The sequence below is a fragment of the Streptomyces sp. NPDC059443 genome (genome assembly GCF_042750105.1).
Classification (GTDB): Bacteria; Actinomycetota; Actinomycetes; order Streptomycetales; family Streptomycetaceae; genus Streptomyces.
In genome coordinates this window covers 76,208-95,469 of record NZ_JBHYVM010000013.1, presented here as the reverse complement: position 1 = coordinate 95,469, position 19,262 = coordinate 76,208, and the positions used below count along the sequence as shown (strand labels likewise).

Genomic DNA, 19,262 nt, shown 5'->3' with positions numbered 1-19,262 from the left:
GAGCACGAATAGGTTTTAACCGCTTTGCCTGGCCGCCGGCGCGCAAAGCGACGCCTGCTATGGGGTCACCGCTTGGGTAAAGTCAGACAATCTCGCGCTTTCGCTCGATCTCTCCTCGCTGGGCGCAACGGATCGGCCCGGCGCATTCGTGATCCCTCTGCGCAGCCTCACCGCTCGTACATACACCGGCGGGAGTTCGGACACGGCTTTGATCCGCCAAGGCAAGGCACACCAGCCAGACGGAAGCCATGACCACATGTGCACGCTGGGGTATGCCATGCCAGCTTCCCGGGCTGAGTGACATGAGTACGTCCACAAGCAGCAAACCGATGTTCCCGACCGCCGAAACCCCCAGCAGACCTCTCCCCCGACCCTGCCGGGCCGCTCCAGTGGCCACGGCCATCGCAACGAGCAGGGTCAACTCCGCCATCGTGCTCAGGGCGAGATGGAACAGTGCCTGCGCGGAGGCGCCTGCCTCCCCGCTTCCTGCTCTTTCGCAGGCCGGGTCAAGGGACGGGGCACACGCCATCGGCGCCAACGTGGAATTCAGACAGGTAGCTGTGCCAAAGGCCACCAGAACGGCCCACAGAATCCGCTGGCGCGGCGCTGATCGCGGGGTACTGATCAGCCGGTGTGTACTGCCCAGCATCACCAATGCACCTGAGACAGCGTCACAGAGTATGAACAGCCATCGTGATGGGCGCCCCTGCGCAGCCAGTTCCGAGACGTAGGACACTGTCGGCCGGATTCCGGTCGCTACCAGGAACTCGAGCGGCCAGGCACTGTACGCCACGGCGCCAACGATGAGGAGGAGGGAGCCCGTGCGGCGGCGCCCCAACGGAGAGAGGCACTCCAGCCGCTGTGTGGCAGATATTTGGGACAACACCTTGGTGGTTCCTATGACTGGTCGTGGATTGCCCGGTCAAACAGTTCGAATGCGGCGTTTCCGATGAACGGGCTGTAGGAAATCTGGTCGGTAGGCCCGCCGCGTTGGAGTCCGCCGATCACACCGATGACCTCTCCCTTGGTGCCGTCGAAGTTGCGCAGCCACGGGCCGCCTGAGACGCCGCTGGCGTACCCGTCGCACGTGACCTGCAGTTGGTCATGTCCTGGCAGCCGGGTCGTGGGCACGGTGCAGCGGACGGCGCGGTCTTCGGGGTCCTTGCTGCTCCAGGGGTAGCCGATGAGCGTGATTTCGTCGTTCTCGTAGTCCGGGGTTCGCGCCAGCCGGTGGGCTCCGGTAACGGAGGCCGCACTCCGGCCGGCCCTGTCCGGCTTCACTCGTACGAACATCACGTCGTAGTCGGTGCCCCCGTCACCGTCCCGGTCGTTGGCCGCGTAGTACCGGGAGTCGACCCAGGTTCTGTCCACCTGCCAGGTCCCGTAGGGCTGCTCGGCCGCACTCTTCGTGCGGTTGTAGCCGGGCACGAACAGAGAGCGGCCCGCCTGGATTGCGCAGTGTGCGGCGGTGATGATCAGGTTTCCTTGGGGGCTTTCGATCACCGTGCCCGTGCAGCTGTGGTCGGTGAGGTCCTCATCGGCATCGACGAACGTGCCTACCGCCGGTGTTCCGTCGAAGTGCTCTGCGACGGCGTCCGGCCCGCCCGGTGCTCCTGGTGCGGTCTGGGTGGCGGCGGGTCTAAACGGCTGTGCCATGTCGTCGGCGTAGGGGTGGTGCTCGGCCACGACGGCCAGGAGTACGACCAGACCGGCCGCGGCGGACATGGCAAGTCCGCCGCGGAAGGTCTTCGGCATCAGGGTGCCTGCGCCAGCACGCGCTCCTTGCCCAGGCCCTTGATGCTGGTGTCCTGGAACATCGACAGCTTTCCGCTGGTCCACCGGACGATCAGGTCGTCACGCAGGTCCCGCTTGTCGCCCGGCTCGCGGTGGTGGTTGCCCACCGTGATGAGCGCGTCCCCCCAGCCCTTGCTCGCATCCTTCTGGATGAAGACGCCCGGCGGGAGTTCGCGGCCCGGGGTGTAGTCATGGACGCTGACCTTGCCGCTCTTCCACTGGACCAGCAGGTCGCTGATGGCCGTGTTTCCGGTTGCGTCGAGGTGGCCCGCCGAGATGCTGGCGATGGTTCGGTTCCACTGCTTGTTGGGCTTGAGCAGCTGAGTCTGGCTGCCGAACCCCTGCTCGCTCAACGAGTACCGGGTGACTTCGCCGTCGGTCCACAGGACAACGACGTCGTCCCGCTTTCCATCACTCTGGAATTTCCCCGAGGTGACGGAGACGACCTTCTTCTTCCATACGTCCTCGTCGCCCTTGGGCGGGGCGATCTTTATCTCTTCCTTCAGCTTGTGGTGCGGCGTGACGTTCTTGAAGAGCGAGATGTCTCCGCCCTTCCAGCGCACCAGGAGGTCATTGTTGCCGGATCCGGTGAAGTTTCCGGCAGTCATAGAGGTGGCGTTCTTGAATCGCTGCTCGGCCTTGGGGTCGATCAGCTGATGCTCTTTGTCGAAGTCGCCGTCAGGGTCTCCCTGGTAGAGGGTTACCTCGCCGTCCCTCCAACACGTCACCATGTCGTCAGCCCGCTTACCCTCCGGCTTGTCGGTGTAGAAGAAGCCCGAGGAGATTACCCGCGAGTAGATCCACGGGGCCTTTTCCACCGGCCCCAGCTTGGGGTCATGAGGCGTTTTCACGTGGCCGCAGGGGTATCGATCGATGGGGGCACCAGAATCGACCGGACCGGGGTCCGCAACAGCGGCCGATGCCCCTGCCGTTACGAGGAAGGCGCCTGCTGCGCTTACCGCTACAGCAAGAGTGATCGTCCGAGCAATACTCACAATACGAGCCAATCTGCGCGATGGGGAATCCTCGGCAAATATGGCAGATATTCAGCGAATGCCCACGAATGGCTGAAGAGGCCTTCAGCTGGATCACGTCCAACAACCCATCGAATGGGCGCGGACCCCCTTCCGGGGACTCGACACCTCTTGCGCCGCAGTCATACCGACTGCCTGTTCGTCGGTCGAGGCTCATGATGGCCATGTAGACGCACTTGATGGCGGCCTGCCCGTTCGGGAAGTGCCCGCGGGCCCGGACGGCCTTGCGGATCCGCGCGTTCACGGACTCGATCGCGTTCGCCGTGCAGACGATCCGCTGCATCTCGGTGTCGGCCTGGAGACGCAGGTCCCTCGGATGCTCTCGCGGTCGGTGGGGCGGTCCAGCGCCTCAGGCGCCGACCAAGTCGGCATACAAGATGACGTTGTTGGTGCGGTGGCCGTCCTTGATCTCGCCGCCACAGGTCAGCAGGCGCAGTTCGGGGCGCTCGGTTTCCCCGTAAACCTTGGCGGTCGGGAAGTTCTTCTTGTCGACGTCCTCGATCTCTCGGATCTTGAACCGGGCCGTCCTGCCGTCCTCACGCGGAACCTCGATGACGTCGCCGAGTTTGATCTTGTTGACGTCCTTCATCAGGGCCGGACCGTGCTTGGTGTCGTAGTGGGCGACCAGGACAGAGACGCCCTTCTCCCCGGGGGTCACGCGGGCGGTCCACCAGCCAGGGGCGTTCGCCTCTTTGTCCGGGTCCGGTACGCCCAGCTCGCCGGACAACTCGATCTTCAGGTCGACCATCACTTTCGCATCGACACCGGCCGATTCGATTCTCAGTCCGGTCGGGCGGGACTGCGGCAGCGCGGCGGCGAAGTCGCGGGCCTGGGTGGAGGCGGCACTGCCCACTTCGGGGTCCGACGGCAGGTCGGAGCCGCATGCGGCCAGGGTGCCGAAGGCGACCACGGCAGCGGCAGCGGTCACAAGCGGGCGCAGGCGGATGTGGCGGCGCGGGGCGACAGGAAGCATGGGGCGGATGGCTCCGGGTGAGTGCGGGTTGGTGCGGACCGGCGGCCGCGTGGAGGAGGATCCACCCAGCCGCTGGTCGTACTGGCTAGGAGTGAAGAGTCAGGAGTCCGAGCGGGAGCGGCGCAGGGTCGCGAAGCCGAGGCCGGCGGCCGCGATGGCGGCCAGACCGGCGCTGCCCGCAATCATCTCGTTGCCCTGAGCGTCCACGCCCTCGGCGCCGGCCTTGACGCCGCCCTTAGGAACGGGGGCCTTCTTCCGCCCCTCTGCGCCCTTGCCCTTGCACCTGTTTTCGTCCTTCGGAGCCTCCGGCTTGACGCTGCCTGTGGGCTTGCCGGGCACACCAGGCGTGCCCGACTCATTGGGCTTGCCCGGAGTCTCGGACTTGACAGCGCTCACCTGGCCGCTGGCCGAGAAAATGAAGGTCTGCTCACCAACGCGCTTCCTTGTCAGCCGGTCCCCCGCCATGGCCGTCGGTGAACCGGCAGAGGGCCGATCTGCGCTCGCGGCAGCAGCGAAGGAAGGTGTTGCCGGAAGGGAAGCGAGTACTACGGCACCCGCAGCGACGACTGCGGCACGAAATGCGATACGCACGCGAATGCATCCTCATTCTGAGTGGAGATTGCGATGAACCGTTTTCGATTCGATCGCGCAAGTTCCCCTGCGGTCAACCGGCATGTAATTCCATATCCCGGAGCCCGGGGGGCGGAATCGAGAATATGAGGCATGCCGAACTCCACCCAGAAAGCTGTGGCCCACTTAAGGTATGGATGCCGTACTGGCGGGCCGGCCCTCTACCCGCGAGCGCCAGCTGAACGACGGAATGATGGAGGAACCGTAAGAGGCGTCGATGGTCGCCTCCCGCACGTCGCCCGTGTCGTAGACCGCGAATTGGTCGACGCCCAGGTCGCGCAGGACACGCAGCCTCTCGATGTGGGCCTCGACCGGGCCCAGGGGGCAGAAGCGGTCGACGACGCCACACGTCCTCGGTAGGGGTCATCCCCGCATGCGCGGGGAGCAGACTGACCTGGCACTTTACGGCGGCCGCAGGCCAGTTTTCATCACTTCCGCCGATTCGGACATAGCTAGAATTCCTCTCGGAGCGCGAGGTCCCGATCCCCGGAAGCAGTCTGGAGAACGTGCCCGCACCTCACGGCGGATTCACGGCGCGCCGGGTACGGATGGCCGAGAACTGGCAGGACGACGGTCTGGACGTCGCCATGCTCGAAATGAGTCCCGGCGTCGACGGCCGCAGCGTCTCCGGGGCGACCGGTGTCCAGCCCGTCTCGCTCAACAGTGAACCGGGCGGGGTATCCCGTTGCCGGGCGATGTGCGGGCGAACCACGCCCGCGTCTCGTCCGCTGTCAGGACGCGGGTCAGCTCGGCCGTGCCCGGGAGATCCGGGCCGCCGCCGACGAGGACGTGGGCAAGCAGCGTGTGCAATTGGAAGTTGTCCCCGATGCCGCCGATGTTCACCTCGAATCCGGTCCCGGTCGGCTTGTGCAACACCACGAGGGGCTCGTCGTCCAGGACTGCCAACGCGTAGGTCAGGCATTTGAGGTCGTGCCGCTCCAGGGCCGCCAGGTCTCGGCAGGCGGGGAGGATCTCGGACGCATGCCGACGGCGCGCCTCGGTGCTGCGACACAGCACGGCCAACGAGGGTGGCTGCCACTCTTCGACCGAGCACCAGGCCAGCGCCAGCCGCGCGGCCTGGTGCCGGTCACCGCCGAGGCGCGCCAGCAGTCCGTCATCAATGATCTTCTCGTCCGGCTCCGGTAGCTCGTCCTCGGCCGCGCCGGTGGAGGTCCAGCTGCGTGCGAACTTCAGGGCGTCGAGCAGGTCCTGATGGACGCCGCCGAGGATCGGCTCGGCGCAGGCCGCCGGATCGGCACCGCGCTCGACGCAGAATCCGGCCGCCATCGCCAGCATCGGCCGCGGGCCGGTGGGCGGGAAGGCCGGAAGCAGCGCTGCCAACCGGGGCCCTGCCAGAACGCATTCGGCATCCGGTGCCGACTGCACGGCGTTCATCATGGCGGTGAAGGCACGTCCGGTGCGGTCGCCGTCCCGAGCGGCAACCGCTCCTTCCAGCTCGGACACGGCGGCGGTGAGGCTCGTAGCCTTCCGCTTCCTCTTGAAGATCACCGGCATACCTTAGGCCCGAGGTCTGTCCGGGGTCATCAGGCCCAGACCGTTCGAATCCCTCGGACCGTCCTCAGTCGGTGTCCGTAACCGCGAGGACCGAGATCCGGCGGCGGTCCGGGGAGAGGGCGACGATCCCGTAGTCGTAGATCTCGTTGTGGAACCACTCCGTATCGCACTCGAAGCGGAACCAGGTGCTCTGCACTGCGTGGCGTTCCACCTCCTCGGCGGTCGCGTCGAGCGGGGCGCCGCTGAGCCCGGCCAGGGACCACCACGCCGCCCGCCGGCCGTAGGCCCCGTGCGCCCCGGGGGCGTACACGCCGCCCTCCGACGCGGTGCTGAAGAGCATCCGCCAGATCTCCGCGAGGCTCTGGCGCGAGATCTCGAACCGGCCTTCGGCGCCGAGCCCTTCGACGCAGGGCATGGGCAGGTCGGGCACGAGGGCGGGCACCAGGTCGGGGTCCATCGGCTCTTCCGGGGCGAAGACCCAGGCCCCGCTGCAGCCGAAGTCCCCGGCGGTCGGCGCCGCGACGATCGCCTCGTGCACTTCGACGGTCGCCCGGTCGGGCAGTGGCAAGCGCGCCTGCGGCCGGGGCGTCGCAGGTTCCAGCCGGTCCGCGCCGGTGGACCCGGTCCACACCCCGCCGGCGCCGCTGCCGTCGGCCTTGCGGGTGGGAAAGGGGGCGTCCGTCTCGAAGGGGCGCAGGTGCTGCGGCAGCCAGGTCAGGGCGCTCCAGCCGTACCGCCCGCTCAGGCGCAGGGACGATACGTCGGCGCCGCGCAGCAGCAACTCGTGGAACAGGCAGGACCGCAGCTCGTCGAGGCCGTCCCGCCGCCCGTGCGTGTACAGCAACTCGACCAGGTCGGCCGGTCGCTGTCCCTCGGCGAGGAGCGAGGCGATGAACCGTTCGTTCATCCGCTGGTTCACGGAGGTGCCGTGCTGTTCCATCAGCCGGATCAGCTGCTCCAGGCTCGGCCGCCCGGGCGTCAGGGCGAGCATCCGGATCACCCGGGAGAGGCCGTCCCCGTAGGCGCGCGCCTGCTCGGAGGCAGCGCGGAAGCTGTCCCACAGCTGTCCCCCGACCGTCCCCACGCGCCCCAGGTCCCCCTCCCGCAGACCCGTCGCCGCCTCTTCTCCCATGTGCCACACCAGCTCACGCGCATCACCATTCACGATGCGCAACCCTAGAGCCGAACCCCGGCACCAAGTCGGCAGAGCTCCCGGAATACGGTCCGGGAGCATGCCCGCGCTGTTCGTCACGACGCGCATCGTGCCGCTGACCGCGGTCATCGCCGCAGGAGGCTGCCGTTGGCATGAGTACTGGAGCGCAGCCGCGGCTGAACCTGATCCTTACGGGACGAGCCTTGGTCGGCTCCGCCGCCGTCCACCGTGCCGCTTCCCGGGCGGCCTGAGTGGAACTGCGCGTCGACCACCGCTGGCTGCTGGAGCGTCAGGAGGCTCTGTTCAAGGATGTCGAGGTGGCCGACCACTCCGCCCTGGTCGCCGCAGTCGCCCGGCACGGGGTGGACGCGCCGTACGAACAGTGGCGCGAGCTCATCACGGACATCCGCACGCTCCGCACCACCGTCTTCGACGTAGCCGACCGCCTGCGCTCATGGCAGCAGGCATAGATTTCGCCCCCGAGAGGCGGCTGCCGAGGTCCGGCAGGCGGTGTGCGGCGCCGACCCGCGTTGGAGTGGCGCCGTACAAGCGCTCTGGACGGCTCAGTGGCCGCCCGTGCGCGGGTGCACGGGGCGTGACAGTGGCTGACGCCAGTCGCCCAGCCTCGTGAGGAGGAACCGGCGGGCTAGCGACCGTACGTCACTCCGAACTGGCGCGACTCCTGATCGGCCCCGACACCTCCAGGACATCGGCGCGCTCCTGCAGCGCCTCGATGCAGTCCCAGAGGGCCAGCCGCGTCGGGCCGATGTGGCCACGCATCACCCTGACGGCCTGCACAGTGCGACCAGAGGCGATCAGTTCGTCCAGCTCTGCGCGCACCTCGGGCGACAGCCTGCTCCACAATGCATCATCCACGCTCATATTGAACCTGCTGGACAGCCGCGCACCCCTATCGCCCTCAGATTCCAAACACCTTTCTCCGGACAAAACGCTCTTTAAGTCCCCTGCCACGTATGAAGATTTCGTGGACAGCCCAACCACAAACGCAATCTGATCATCCTCCCGGCCGAGCCCGTCACCGCCCCCGAGGTGACGGCTCACGATGGAGGAGGTCCGCGTCCCCTATGAGGCTGCCCCGCAAACGCCGCACGTACCGCACCAGTAGTACGGACGCCACCGCCGGTCCGGAGCAGACGGAAGGTCCGGACCTGGCAGAAGGCCTGGACCGGGCAGAAGGGCCAGAGCCCGCCCGGCGCTCCACGGGCCGTGCGGAGAGCCCCAGGAGAGCCGGCCGGAAGACCCGTCGCCTCCGCGTCGTCGACTTGCCCAGGCGCGGCCGCCGGGGCTGGCGGCGCTGGATGCCCTCCTGGAAGCTGGTCTCCGGCCTGTTCCTGCTCTTCAGCAGCACCCTCGTCGGCCTCTTCGCGGTCGTCTACTCACGGGTCCAGATCCCGGACCCGCACGACTCCGCGCGCCGGCAGGCCACCGTGTACTACTGGGCGGACGGCAGCCGGATGGTGAGCGTCGGCGATGTGAACCGGCAGGACGTGACGCTCTCCCAGGTGCCCGAATCCGTCCAGCACGCCGTCATCGCCGCGGAGAACGAGGACTTCTACACCGACTCGGGCGTCTCGGTGACGGGCATCGGCCGCGCCGCCGTCAACATCGTCAAGGGCAAGGAGACCCAGGGCGGCTCGACGCTCACGCAGCAGTACGTGAAGAACACCTATCTGAGCCAGGACCAGACCGTCCAGCGAAAGGTCAAAGAACTCTTCCTCTCCCTGAAGGTCAGCAACCAGCGGCCCAAGGCCGAGATCTTCGAGGGGTACCTCAATACCTCCTGGTTCGGCCGCGACGCGTACGGCGTGCAGGCGGCCTCGTACGCGTACTACGGCATCCCCGCCAAGGACCTGAACCCCAGTCAGGGGGCCCTGCTGGCCGCCGTCCTCAAGGGCGCGGAGAGCTTCGACCCGTCCCTCAGCGCCGGCAACCGTCAGCGCGCCGAGGACCGCTGGAGCTGGATTCTGGACCGTCAGGTCAAGACGGGTTCGATGAGCGCCGAGGAACGCGCGAAGTACACGGACTTCCCCGAGCCCAAACCTCCCGTCAAGCCGACCAGCCAGGCCGGGCAGACCGGCTACCTCGTCGACATCGCCAACAAGTACCTCAAGAGCCGCAGCGGGATCACGGACAAGGACCTGGCCCGTGGCGGCTACAGCATCCACACCACCTTCGAGAAGGACAAGGAGTCCGCGCTGACCAAGGCCGTCGAGCGGGTGCGCGCGGAGCGGCTGGACCCGAAAAAGCGTGCGGAGGACGAGTACGTGCAGGTCGGCGCCGCCTCGATCCGCCCCGAGGACGGTGCGATCGTCGCGGTCTACGGCGGCTCCGACGCGATCGAGCACTTCACCAACAACGCGGACACCTCCGGCGTGCCCGCGGCCTCGGCGTTCAAGCCCTTCGTGTACGCCGCCGCTCTGGAGCAGGAGCTCGGGGGCGCGAGGCCCCCGGTCGAAACCCCTGTCCCGGAGCCCGTGAACCCCAGGGCGTCGGTGACGCCCCCGGCATCCGAGCACCTGCGCTCGGCCCTGGTGGACTCCGAGCACATACCGTTCGTGGAAGCCGGCAAGAAGATCGGGCTGGAGAAGGTCAAGGACCTCGCCGTCGCGTCGGGACTGCGTGAGGAGAGCATGGCCAAGCTGGAGCCGACCTTCTCCATCGGTACGTCCACCCCCAGCGCCGTCCGGCTGGCCAGCGCCTATACGACCTTCATCAACAAGGGCCAGGCCACCGAGCCCTACTCGGTGACCAAGGTCGAGCGGAGCGGCACCGCGGTGGACGGCTTCGGCCGACCCAAGCCGCGGCGGGCCATGAGCCCCGACACGGCCGCGATCGTGGGCGCTGCGCTGCGCCACGTGGGCTGGAACGCCGTGGGACCTCCGACGGACCAGCGGACGTACGTTCCGTACTGGGCGGGCAAGACCGGTCCGAACGACCGCATGAATTCCGCCTGGTTCATCGGCACGACGCCGGAACTGAGCACCTCGGTCGCGATGTTCCGCACGAAGCCCGACGTCACGCAGCTGCTGCCCATGCAGGGCGTGGGCGGCCCCGACTCCGAGCGGGGCAGCACCCTCCCGCCCCTGATCTGGAAGGCGTACAACGAGGCGGTAGTGCCCGCGCCCCCGGTAACGGCGCCGCCGGGCACCGCGTCCCCGGTGCCCGGCGGATAGGGATCCGCGGGCGGCGCCGTCCCTTGAGGGACTTCACGAACGCCAGCGCGTCCAGCACCGCACCCGCTCGCCGACCGGGCTGGACGCGAACTCGAACGTCCTCAGCAGGTCCCGGCGCTCGTGTTCGCCGCGCGCGCCGTCTCCATCGGCGAGCACCGCGTGGAGGATCTGTTCGACCTCGTGCAGCACCGGCTCGCTCACGGTCCGCCCGGCCTCCGCGGCCAGAGCGCGCGCCGTGCGCGCGAGCTCACCGATCACCACGTGCTGGTCATACGACAGCTTCCGCAGCCGCCCGGCGCCCAGCGTCCGGTGCGCGGTACGGAGCGCCCTCGCCGAGCTGGACCGGGCCGTGCGCCTCCTTCGGTCGCCTTAGGTCGCCGTCGGGCCCAGCAGGTCGGCTGTCCACGCCGCGACCGCGGCGGCGAGCGGTCTGTCTCCGGCCTTGCGGGCCTTGGCCACGTACGCGTCCCGGGCCGCAGTGAACTCCGACAGCCGCAGTTCGGACAGCTCGATCGCCACCGACTCCGCATCCGAAGTGGACGGGAAGCCACCGCGTCATTCCCCGACCCAACCCAAAGATCGAATACTGGGTCGATCACCGAGGCTCCTGCTCTCTCCCCTTGGCCAGCCAGCTGTCCGAGAAGACGTCGGAATCGTGGGTCACTGTGCCGTCAGCGGCCTCTACGGTGTTTCGCAGGTCGCCCCAGGTTGCGAAGACCTTGACGCCGTTGCTGGCCACCTGGATGTAGTCCCCCGCGTAGCAGCCGGTCTGGGCCTCGGGCAGGAATTGCCAGGGGACCGTCGACAGCGGTTGCTCGCGGTTGCGGACCACGGGCCCGGTCTGTGGTCCGGCGAGGGTGAGGTCGGCTTTGTCGGTGCGGATCAGGTCGGGCCCGCCGGCCGGGTCCGGAACCCGCTCGTACCAGATGGTGTGCAGGCCGTGGGCGTCGGACGTCAGGGCGGGCTGGAACCGGTCGGCCATGTGGGTCGCCGAGAGCGGACCACTGATGACCTTCGGCGCAGCCCAGGAGACGCCGCCGTCTCTGGAGTAGCTGAGGTAGATCCTGGTGGCGTTGCCGAAGCCGCCACCCAAGCCTCCTGGCCGGTCAGGCCATACGACGTAGAGCACACCGTCAGGCCCGAGTGTGGGATCTGACGCGGACGCGTTGCGCGCTGCAAGATCTGGCGCGGTCGCGATCACCTGTTGGCCGCCGCAGTCCGCGTCCACCCGTTCACCGACTCCGTGGATCGGGGCGATCACGGTCCGGTGCAGGACGCCGGCTGTCTTGACGTCGACGGTGACCATCTCTTCCCGGCCGCTGGTCACCGTGGGATCCGCATCGGGGTCGTGCGTGCATGCGGCCTTGTCGATGTCGTGGAAGAACACGTAGAGCTTGTTCCCCTTCGTGACCGGTGCGGCGGCGGGTGCGGACGGTTCACACAGATCCGGCTCGGTGAGCGTCGTGTGGCGCCAGTGTGTCGCGTCGGTGGAGTCGGCCAGGACGACGGGCCCCTGGATCGCTCCGGGAGAGCCCTGGTACTGGTGGTAGGTGAGGTAGAAGTGCGTGCGGCCGTCGCCGTCGCGGGCGATGGTGAGCCGCCCACGGTCGGGTTGGAATTGAAAGCCTGGCGCCGAGGCGACCGCCGGAAGCGAGACGAGATGGAACGTGTCGCTGCCCGCCGGCATCTCGTACAGAGCGATCTTGACGACATCCGAGACGTCCTTTGCGAGGACGGTGAGCCAGATATTGCCCGCCGGGTCGATCGCGAGGCGCGGGTCGGCAAACGGCTGCACGTCCGGCGATCGCGGCGGATTACCCATGTCGACCCACGTGCGGCCACCGTTGTGGGATACCGAGTACCCGATGTCGAATCCATCGGCGTTCTCCTCGTTGAATGCCGAGACCACCTTGTTCCGATCGGCAACCACCGCAGGCTCGCTCTGGTCGAACGGCTTCCCCGAATCGCTGCTCCGGCAGTTGACCAGTACGTTTCCCGTCGAGCTCGGTTCGGCCCTGCACCCGGCCGCAGCCGGGGCCGGCGAAGATGACATCGCGTGGCTACGGCCGGCCCGATCTGCGTGCCCTGGAGATCCTGGAGGCCCCCCAACGGCAGCCGAGACGCCGTTCGGTCGGTCGCGTGGGCCGGGCGTGACTCCGTACGCGCTGGAGGCGGGTACCGCCAGCAGGGCAAGGCTTGCTGTGACGAGGGCCGTGAGGGCCCTACGGCCGGTGGATCGGGGTGTGGTCAACTGCGTGGCTCCTTCCTGGAGCAGCGCCGTGGCATACAGGCGATTTGCGGCTTACGCGATCTTTCCCCACCGGAAAGCGTCGGCAGGCCCGGCGCGCCACGCCCGACGGACAGCCGTCACCCGCCCAGTCCCCACCTTGACGGCTCGCCAGTTCATCCGGCCGGCCGCACTGAACCGGTGCATCCGGTAAAGGGATTACTTCGTCTGCGGTCTGCACGCGGAACCACCGAGCGCCTGCGCGTGACACGGGCACGACCCCTGCGCGTTCATCACCCCGTGTCCCACCGCATGGCCAGACCCGACCGTCAGCCCGAAAGCCACAGCCGACCTCTCGGCAGCGTGCAACGTCTCCAGGCCGGTGCCGCTCGGACCACCGCCAATCGACTTCAATCCAAACAGCAAGCAGACTCGCCGCCAGCTCTGCGCCAGGGCAATGAGGTTCAGACACGGCTCCTAAGGCCCCGGGCCGGGCCGAATACACCGCAGGGGGTAGGCCGGCTACCCCCGTGGTGGGCCGAAGATCAACCCGGGGTGGGTCGAGAAGGCTCCGCCGCCAGGGCTACGTTTCGCGCTGTCCCGTGCGACGTGGACCAGACGACGGAGGAACGATGAAGCTCACCACGAAGGCCGCCCTGACCCTTGCCGGGGTCCCGGCCGCGCTGCTGCTGCTCGCGGGGCCGGCCTCTGCCGGCTCCGGTTTCGATGTCACCGGCACCGGCGGTGACATCGGCGGCGCCTGGGCGCACGGATATTACGGGAAGGCGGCCGACGGCCGGGTCCACCTGAGCGGCGAGCTCAAGGACACGGCGGGCGACGGCAAGGGCGCGGCGCTCAAGATCCACGCGGTGTACTCGGACGGCGGCACCCGCGACGAAGAAGTCTGGAACACCAGCGGCAACCAGGCGGTCGTGGGCATCGGCGAGTACACCTTCGCGGGGAACGTGCGTCGTATCGAGCTCAAAGAATGCCTGTTGTACCGCGGAGGCGACGGCAACATCTACGTGGGCACCTGCGCCGCGGGCACGGAAGTCCTGTACTTCTGACGCTCGTCCGAACAGCGAGGCCATCCAGGACGGCACCAACAAGAGGAACCCGCCTCCCAGATGGGGGGTCCGGGACGCCTGCCCCGAACTCGACGCAGCCGTCGAGCACGTCCGGACCTTCGCCGGACGCCTGCGCGTCTCCCCCGGTGAGGAACTCGATCTGCGCGTCGATCGTGCTGTGCTCGAACAAGTCGGCGGCGTCCAGCTCACGGCCGGTCAGCTCGGACAGCCGCTCCATGAGGACGATGAGCAGCAGCGAGTCGCCGCCCGCGTCGAAGAAGTTGACGTCGTACGGGACGTCACCGGCTTCGAGCACCTCGCTCCACACGGCGCGCTGCGCACAGTGCCGGCGATGAGCTGGACTGGGTCAGCCCGCCAGGCGGGCGAGGGCCAGCGCGTGAGCACGGTCGAGGGAGTCAGCAGCGGCGCAAGGGATGTCCGGCTGCACACCGGTACCCTCCCAGTTCGCGCCGGAGACGGGGTTGATGGCGCGGCCGAAGGGGATGGTGGCTTCCAGGTGCGGGTGTACGGTCCAGCCCTGGCAGGGATGTGCGCCACCGCGGGTGCGCTCGCCGACGACCACGGCGCGGCCGAGTTGCTGGAGGTCGTACGCCAGCTCCTCAGCGGCGGAGAAGGTGCTGTCGCTGGACAGCACGTACAGCGGCTTGCTGCCGCCGAAGCGCGCGCCGGGAACGTGCGGCAGGCTCCAGGACTGCTCGCTGCGCTCGCCGCCACGCCAGTGCATGGTGTTGAGGTGGGTGCGCTCGTCGAGCAGGTAGCTGCAGACGAAGGCGACCGTGTCCGGGTCGCCGCCCCGGTTGGTGCGGAGGTCGATGATCAGCGCCTGGGCGCGGGAGGCCAGGGTGAGCGCGGCGCCCAGCGGTTCGGCGGCCCACTCCAGCGGAAAGAGCATCGGTGCCAGCTCCACCACGGCGACCCCTCCGTCGAGCAACTGCACTCGGAGCGCACCGCCCAGCGAGGTGTCGAAGTCCCGGCGCATGGCCTCCAGGGTGGCCGCCCCCTGCTTCGGGGGGACCGGGTCGGCGTGGTGCTTCAGTCTCAGGTGCCGGTCGCCGTTGACGGACTGCAGGTCCGCGGTGACCAGCCGGGCCAGCTCCTCGGCGCCGTCGACGCCGTCGACGCCATCGACGTCGTAGGCGCCCTCGGCGAGGCGTCGTTGCAGCAGGCCGGCGAGCTGCTCGGCTATCTCGGGGAAAACGTAGTGCTCGGTCAGCAGCCGGGCCGTCTCGTCGATGACAGGGGCCGGCGAAAGCTTCGTTGAAGTGGTCATGGCAGGGAGTAGAGCACCGTCCTTGCGAAAGCGTCAAAGAGTTTAGACACTTTTGGTATGCGTGATCAGCCTTCCCATCTGCCGCCTCCTGAGGACGTCCTGGAGATCGGTACGCCTGAGCAGTTCGCGGCGCTCGCCCATCCGTTGCGTCAGCGGTTGCTCTTCGCCCTGGGCCACCGACCTGCCACCACCAGCCAGCTTGCGGCGCAGCTCGAAGCGAAGAAGGGCAACGTGGCCCACCACCTCAAAGTGCTCCGCGAAGCCGGGCTGGTCCACATCGCCGAGACCCGCCAGGTCCGCGGCGGCACCGAGCAGTACTACCAGCGCACGGCCCGCCACATGGTCGTCGCCGAACCCCAAGCGGCGGGCACCGCGGCGATGCTCGCCGCGTTCACCCAGGAGCTGGACCGCTCACCCGCCGAGACCCACCTGACACTGCGCCACCTGCGTCTCAGCCCCGCGAAAGCAAGAGAACTCGGCGAGGCCCTCGCCCAACTGGTCGACGAGGCCGAGGAAGACGCAGAGGACCAGCCCCTGCACGGCGTGTTGGTGGCGCTCTATCAGCAGGCCCTACCAATCAGCACCACCAGTTCCGCCTAGGCCGTCTCTTTCGGATCTTGTCGGCCTTGGCCGCGTCGTCCGGTGCCGTGCCTCGGCGCGCTGCCGGGGCTCCCGCGTACTGGACGTACCCGGGTGCCCCGGCAGTGCGCCGAGGTGCGGTGCCGGGCGGCGCGGACCCCGACAAGATCCGAAAGAGACGGCCTAGCGGCACCATCCTCACGAGACGGCACAGCCAGCTCACTCGAGACGAGCCGTACCCATTGACAACCAACCCAGTCGCCCCAGAACAGCGCACTGCACGCGACTGTCTTCGATGTCGAAGGCGTACAGCACGATCCGCTCGAACTCGGTGAGATCGCCGCCCTGCCCGAGGCCGTCGTCGGCGGCTTCGTCGATCGCCTTCGACAGCCGCACCGAGCGCTCCTGGTCCGCCTCCCCTCCCAGGGCGAGGCCGCGCGGCGCCGTACGCCGTACGCCGTACGCCGTCCAGAGCGGGCGCCGCGGACGGCGTCGCTCCAGCGCGCCGGACCGCCAACCCCAGGCCAGGACCACGGCGCCGGCCAGGAGCGACAGCGCCATGCCCGCGTCCGTGTATCCGGACCACAACACCCACCCGGCGCAGCCCTTCAGGAGTACGCCCGCGAGCGTCCCGTACCCGACACGGGCAGGGCGATGTCGGTGCCGGGCGCTATTTTCTGGCCATGACGATTTCCGTACGACTGCTCGATTCGGTTCCCCTCTCCGGCGGGGACGGACTGACCAACGGCTTCGCCCTGGAGTCGCGGAGCGACGGCCGGCGCCGAGCGCTGCTGCGCAGCGGCGACGTGCTGGAGGTGTACGACCTGGACGCACTGTGGGAGGGAGAGCGGGCGCCGGTCGCCGCCTTCCCGGTTCCCTGGCCGGGCTGGACCCGTGGGGAGCACTCGGCGAGCCCGGACTGCTCCTTCGCCGTCTTCTCGGGCCAGCGGTCCGTACGGGCCGTCGGCGCGGACGGCGCGACGCTCTGGGTGTACGGACACGGGTGCTGGGACCAGGAGGTCGGGCACGCCCACTCCGGCGACGAGCAGCAGATCTGCCGGGACTACGAGTCCGGTTCGTGCCGGGTCTCGGACGACGGGCGGCTGGTGTGGGCGCACGTCGTCGCGGAGGGGGAATACGAGGAGTGCTGGGTCGTCCTCGACGCCCGGGACGGGACCGAGCTGGCCCGCGTACCCCTGGACAGCGTGACCTCCGGCTCGAACCACCTCTCCCACCCCGACGGGGTCCACATGGGACTGGGCATCGGCATGGGCCAGGACGGAATCCTGCTGCACTGGGCGCGCTGGGACGGGCATACGGTCACCAGCTGGGACCTGAACGAGACGATGGACCGGATCCTCGCCGACGTCCACCCGGAGCACGGCGGATACCTGACGCTCGAACACTACGGCTACGACATCAGGCTGCACGCGCTGGACGGCACGGTCCTGGCCACCGGACAGCCCTTGGCGGACGACGCGGACGAGGACCTGCCGGCCTGGGACTATTCCTGCGGCTTCGTCGACGGCGACACCGTCATAGCCACCACCACCGAGTACGACGAGAACCCCGAACTCGCCCGGCACTGGCTTCTGGACGCCCACACCCTGCGGGTCCACGGTCACGTGGCCTACCCTCAGCCCGTCGACGGCTTGGCCCGCCCCCTGGGCGACGGCACCTGGCTCACCTACGACGGGAAGACCGCGGTCCTGCACCGCTGGGGCATTACCGGCGAGTAGGGCGTTGCGGGCCCATCCGTAACGGCAAGGGAGAGCGCGGCCGTACCGCCTAACCGGTGCTTGATCACGACCGCGTTCATACCGGTCAGCCCACGCCCCGGCGGGCCGATCCGCGGCGAGCCCGCCCAGGCGGGGGACATCTTCACCGGAGACACCTCACGAAGCCAGACGTCAAGTTGACGCTGCCCAGCGGGGCTGGGCTTCGCGAAATAGATTGTGGACATGGCAAGATGCGAGGCATGACCATCCGAAAGGCGCATGCCTCGTAGGCCCCCTGGCCGACTCCGACACGAGTCGTCTCATCACAGCCGACAGTCCCGGTCACGCGCGGCGGCAGCATCCTTCCAGGGCGCCGCGGTGTTCAGTCCTGGGACCGCAAACGGCCAGGTACGCCGTAGCGCGCTGATCCCAGCAGAGTCGTATGAGGTCTGGAGACCCCTGGCCTCCTTGCTCCCCCCACATGCGGCTGGCCTCTGCGAACCAGCAGTGAGCTACGTGAACTGCACTCGGCTGTTGCGGACGAGCCCGCACAACCCCTGGGTACGCCTACGAAGCCTGCTTGCCGAACGCGGGCTGATCATCTCCACCACCGTCCTCGTCTACCTCTTCCCTGACGGGGCCGACACGGAGACCGGTGTCGTTCTGTCCGACGGAGGTCACGTCTACGAGTTCGACATTGGCTACAACCGGAGGAGGGCGGGCTCCGTACGCAACGCCGTCATCGAGCAGTGGCATGACATCACCAGCCGCTGGCAGGCGCACCCTCTCGGCGCCGAGATCGCAGACGCCTTCATTTGGCGACCACCAGCACGCCGTACGCATCTCCCCCTCGCCAAAGAGACGCCTCGTGTCAGCTGATCACCACTTCACGCTGCCAGCGACGCCTTCACCACGGTGGATGGGAAGGCCTCTTGTTCGTCGAATAGTTCGCGGTGTTGGAGGCAGTGGTGGAGCTGTCCGATCAGGCTGTTGAAGACGTTGCGCAGGGCGGAGGCGTGCCAGTCTCCGCGTTCGTCGCGGCGGTGGCGGTAGCGGGCCATGGCTCCGGGTGAGGCGCGAAGGGCCGAGTAGGCCCAGAGGTAGCCGGCATGATTGAGCCGGTCGTTCTCGATGCGGCGACGGGTGATGCTGGACTTCTTGCCGAAGGCCCGGATGACGGGCGAAGACCCCGCGTATGCCTTCAGGCCGCTGGCATCGGCGAACCCCACCCTGCGGATCACCCCTCGGAGCTGGTGAGGTTCTCGACCTTCCGTGCCGCCGCCTCCGCCCGCATCCGGGCCCCTCACAGCCGCTCGACCGACCTCCAGCAGATGGGCGGCCGCGGCCGCGCTCGCCGCACGTGCCGTCACCAGCCGCTCCCTCGCCGCCTGTACGTCTTCCTCAGCCGCCACCACAGCGGCGGCCATGCGGTCCCACACTTACTGTGCGGCAACCTGCGCAGCCTCCAGGCGCTCTGCCTCCGCCTAGACCGTCTCTTTCGGATCTTGCCTGGCCCGCGCCGCCCGGGCCGCCTTCACCCGCTCGCGGTGCGCGTGCCCCGCCCGATTGTCCGCGTCCGACTTTGGGGCAGGACGCGCTCCGCCGTGGAGCCGGCCGTCGGGGCTTCCTGCGCCGGTCGCGGAGGCGCCGTACCCGGCAGCGGTAGAAGACCAGCGAAACCCGACACGTCTGGGGCCTTCGCCAGCTGGCCTCCCGCCCACTGCGCGGCGACGTCGGCATCGGCGAGGACCGCGTGGAGGATCTGTTCGACCTCGTGCAGCACCGGCTCGCTCACGGTCCGCCCGGCCTCGGCGGCCAGAGCGCGCGCCGTGCGCGCGAGCTCACCGATCACGACGTGCTGATCATGCGACGGCTTCCGCAGCCGCCCGGCGTCCAGCGTCCAGTGCGCGGTACGGAGCGCCCTCGCCGAGCTGCGCCAGGGCGTGTGCCTACTTCGGCGGGGCAGCAGACGATTCACGGGCCTGGCGCGCCCATCACATGTCGCCATGGACATGTTGGATCTGGCCGACTGCTGGTGCAGAACGCTCTGCCCATACAGATCCGGCGCCCGCCGGGGCATCATGACC

22 protein-coding genes and 2 pseudogenes are annotated in these 19,262 nt (G+C 68.5%); 6 read left to right on the top strand and 18 right to left on the bottom strand.

Going from position 1 to position 19,262, the window contains the following annotated elements; all coding sequences use genetic code 11:
- Positions 1-82: 82 nt before the first annotated feature.
- The 9 genes and pseudogenes from ACFXDJ_RS15350 to ACFXDJ_RS15310 all read right to left on the bottom strand — a co-directional run bounded on the left by ACFXDJ_RS15350 (position 83) and on the right by ACFXDJ_RS15310 (position 7,078).
- Positions 83-793, bottom strand: coding sequence for a DUF998 domain-containing protein (locus tag ACFXDJ_RS15350; protein ID WP_384656156.1), 711 nt, complete (start codon positions 791-793; stop codon positions 83-85).
- 104 nt (positions 794-897) lie between these two features.
- Positions 898-1,755 carry a trypsin-like serine peptidase gene (locus tag ACFXDJ_RS15345; protein WP_384656155.1) on the bottom strand — a complete coding sequence of 286 codons (858 nt, stop codon included), beginning with the start codon at positions 1,753-1,755 and terminating at the stop codon, positions 898-900.
- Positions 1,755-2,612 carry a hypothetical protein gene (locus tag ACFXDJ_RS15340; protein WP_384656152.1) on the bottom strand — a complete coding sequence of 286 codons (858 nt, stop codon included), beginning with the start codon at positions 2,610-2,612 and terminating at the stop codon, positions 1,755-1,757. The genes ACFXDJ_RS15345 and ACFXDJ_RS15340 overlap by 1 nt, the downstream gene beginning before the upstream one ends.
- A gap of 361 nt (positions 2,613-2,973) precedes the next feature.
- Positions 2,974-3,129: pseudogene (locus ACFXDJ_RS15335) on the bottom strand (transposase); the annotation flags it as partial.
- Between the two features lie 48 nt (positions 3,130-3,177).
- Positions 3,178-3,801: a sortase domain-bontaining protein gene (locus tag ACFXDJ_RS15330; RefSeq protein ID WP_384656150.1), complete on the bottom strand. Its 624-nt coding sequence runs from the start codon at positions 3,799-3,801 to the stop codon at positions 3,178-3,180.
- A 99-nt stretch (positions 3,802-3,900) separates the two neighbouring features.
- Positions 3,901-4,197 carry a hypothetical protein gene (locus tag ACFXDJ_RS15325; protein ID WP_384656147.1) on the bottom strand — a complete coding sequence of 99 codons (297 nt, stop codon included), beginning with the start codon at positions 4,195-4,197 and terminating at the stop codon, positions 3,901-3,903.
- Between the two features lie 360 nt (positions 4,198-4,557).
- Positions 4,558-4,773, bottom strand: a pseudogene (locus ACFXDJ_RS15320) (hypothetical protein); the annotation flags it as partial.
- A 315-nt stretch (positions 4,774-5,088) separates the two neighbouring features.
- On the bottom strand, positions 5,089-5,946 hold the full coding sequence (locus ACFXDJ_RS15315) for a hypothetical protein (protein WP_384656144.1): 858 nt from the start codon (positions 5,944-5,946) through the stop codon (positions 5,089-5,091).
- A 64-nt stretch (positions 5,947-6,010) separates the two neighbouring features.
- The gene (locus ACFXDJ_RS15310) at positions 6,011-7,078 is read right to left on the bottom strand and encodes a DUF6183 family protein (RefSeq protein ID WP_384656143.1); all 1,068 of its coding nucleotides are present in this window, start codon (positions 7,076-7,078) and stop codon (positions 6,011-6,013) included.
- A gap of 272 nt (positions 7,079-7,350) precedes the next feature.
- Between ACFXDJ_RS15310 and ACFXDJ_RS15305 the strand changes: the two genes are divergently transcribed.
- Complete coding sequence (locus ACFXDJ_RS15305) at positions 7,351-7,569, top strand: hypothetical protein (protein WP_384656141.1); 219 nt, start codon at positions 7,351-7,353, stop codon at positions 7,567-7,569.
- 190 nt (positions 7,570-7,759) lie between these two features.
- Here the strand turns inward: ACFXDJ_RS15305 and ACFXDJ_RS15300 are convergent, their stop codons facing one another.
- Positions 7,760-7,975 carry a hypothetical protein gene (locus ACFXDJ_RS15300; protein WP_384656138.1) on the bottom strand — a complete coding sequence of 72 codons (216 nt, stop codon included), beginning with the start codon at positions 7,973-7,975 and terminating at the stop codon, positions 7,760-7,762.
- Between the two features lie 443 nt (positions 7,976-8,418).
- On the opposite strand from ACFXDJ_RS15300, the gene ACFXDJ_RS15295 reads away from it, so the two are divergent.
- Positions 8,419-10,293, top strand: coding sequence for a transglycosylase domain-containing protein (locus ACFXDJ_RS15295; RefSeq protein ID WP_384656136.1), 1,875 nt, complete (start codon positions 8,419-8,421; stop codon positions 10,291-10,293).
- 33 nt (positions 10,294-10,326) lie between these two features.
- Here the strand turns inward: ACFXDJ_RS15295 and ACFXDJ_RS15290 are convergent, their stop codons facing one another.
- The 3 genes from ACFXDJ_RS15290 to ACFXDJ_RS15280 form a co-directional block, all read right to left on the bottom strand.
- A complete protein-coding gene (locus ACFXDJ_RS15290; protein WP_384656133.1) occupies positions 10,327-10,554 on the bottom strand; it encodes a hypothetical protein in 228 nt (75 codons plus the stop codon).
- 108 nt (positions 10,555-10,662) lie between these two features.
- Positions 10,663-10,812 carry a hypothetical protein gene (locus ACFXDJ_RS15285; protein WP_384656132.1) on the bottom strand — a complete coding sequence of 50 codons (150 nt, stop codon included), beginning with the start codon at positions 10,810-10,812 and terminating at the stop codon, positions 10,663-10,665.
- 76 nt (positions 10,813-10,888) lie between these two features.
- Positions 10,889-12,223 carry a sialidase family protein gene (locus tag ACFXDJ_RS15280; RefSeq protein WP_384849186.1) on the bottom strand — a complete coding sequence of 445 codons (1,335 nt, stop codon included), beginning with the start codon at positions 12,221-12,223 and terminating at the stop codon, positions 10,889-10,891.
- A 929-nt stretch (positions 12,224-13,152) separates the two neighbouring features.
- On the opposite strand from ACFXDJ_RS15280, the gene ACFXDJ_RS15275 reads away from it, so the two are divergent.
- A complete protein-coding gene (locus tag ACFXDJ_RS15275) occupies positions 13,153-13,587 on the top strand; it encodes a hypothetical protein (RefSeq protein WP_384664222.1) in 435 nt (144 codons plus the stop codon).
- On the opposite strand, the gene ACFXDJ_RS15270 is transcribed toward ACFXDJ_RS15275, so the two are convergent.
- Both ACFXDJ_RS15270 and ACFXDJ_RS15265 read right to left on the bottom strand, forming a co-directional pair.
- Entirely contained in the window at positions 13,502-13,915 is a 414-nt protein-coding gene (locus ACFXDJ_RS15270) for an acyl carrier protein (protein WP_384849183.1), read from the bottom strand. The genes ACFXDJ_RS15275 and ACFXDJ_RS15270 overlap by 86 nt on opposite strands.
- 39 nt (positions 13,916-13,954) lie before the next feature.
- Positions 13,955-14,878 carry a S41 family peptidase gene (locus ACFXDJ_RS15265; protein WP_384664177.1) on the bottom strand — a complete coding sequence of 308 codons (924 nt, stop codon included), beginning with the start codon at positions 14,876-14,878 and terminating at the stop codon, positions 13,955-13,957.
- Positions 14,879-14,935: 57 nt separating this feature from the next.
- Between ACFXDJ_RS15265 and ACFXDJ_RS15260 the strand changes: the two genes are divergently transcribed.
- Entirely contained in the window at positions 14,936-15,478 is a 543-nt protein-coding gene (locus tag ACFXDJ_RS15260; RefSeq protein WP_384664176.1) for an ArsR/SmtB family transcription factor, read from the top strand.
- Positions 15,479-15,676: 198 nt separating this feature from the next.
- Here ACFXDJ_RS15260 and ACFXDJ_RS15255 read toward each other — a convergent pair whose 3' ends face one another.
- Complete coding sequence (locus ACFXDJ_RS15255) at positions 15,677-16,018, bottom strand: hypothetical protein (protein WP_384660883.1); 342 nt, start codon at positions 16,016-16,018, stop codon at positions 15,677-15,679.
- A gap of 122 nt (positions 16,019-16,140) precedes the next feature.
- Between ACFXDJ_RS15255 and ACFXDJ_RS15250 the strand changes: the two genes are divergently transcribed.
- Positions 16,141-17,196 (top strand): hypothetical protein, encoded by a 1,056-nt coding sequence (locus ACFXDJ_RS15250; protein ID WP_384660885.1) that lies wholly within the window; start codon positions 16,141-16,143, stop codon positions 17,194-17,196.
- A 495-nt stretch (positions 17,197-17,691) separates the two neighbouring features.
- Complete coding sequence (locus ACFXDJ_RS15245; protein ID WP_384660887.1) at positions 17,692-18,054, top strand: hypothetical protein; 363 nt, start codon at positions 17,692-17,694, stop codon at positions 18,052-18,054.
- Between the two features lie 8 nt (positions 18,055-18,062).
- On the opposite strand, the gene ACFXDJ_RS15240 is transcribed toward ACFXDJ_RS15245, so the two are convergent.
- Positions 18,063-18,416, bottom strand: a complete 354-nt coding sequence (locus ACFXDJ_RS15240) for a hypothetical protein (protein ID WP_384660890.1) — start codon at positions 18,414-18,416, stop codon at positions 18,063-18,065.
- A gap of 293 nt (positions 18,417-18,709) precedes the next feature.
- Positions 18,710-19,027, bottom strand: coding sequence for a hypothetical protein (locus ACFXDJ_RS15235; protein ID WP_384660892.1), 318 nt, complete (start codon positions 19,025-19,027; stop codon positions 18,710-18,712).
- Positions 19,028-19,262 lie beyond the last annotated feature (235 nt).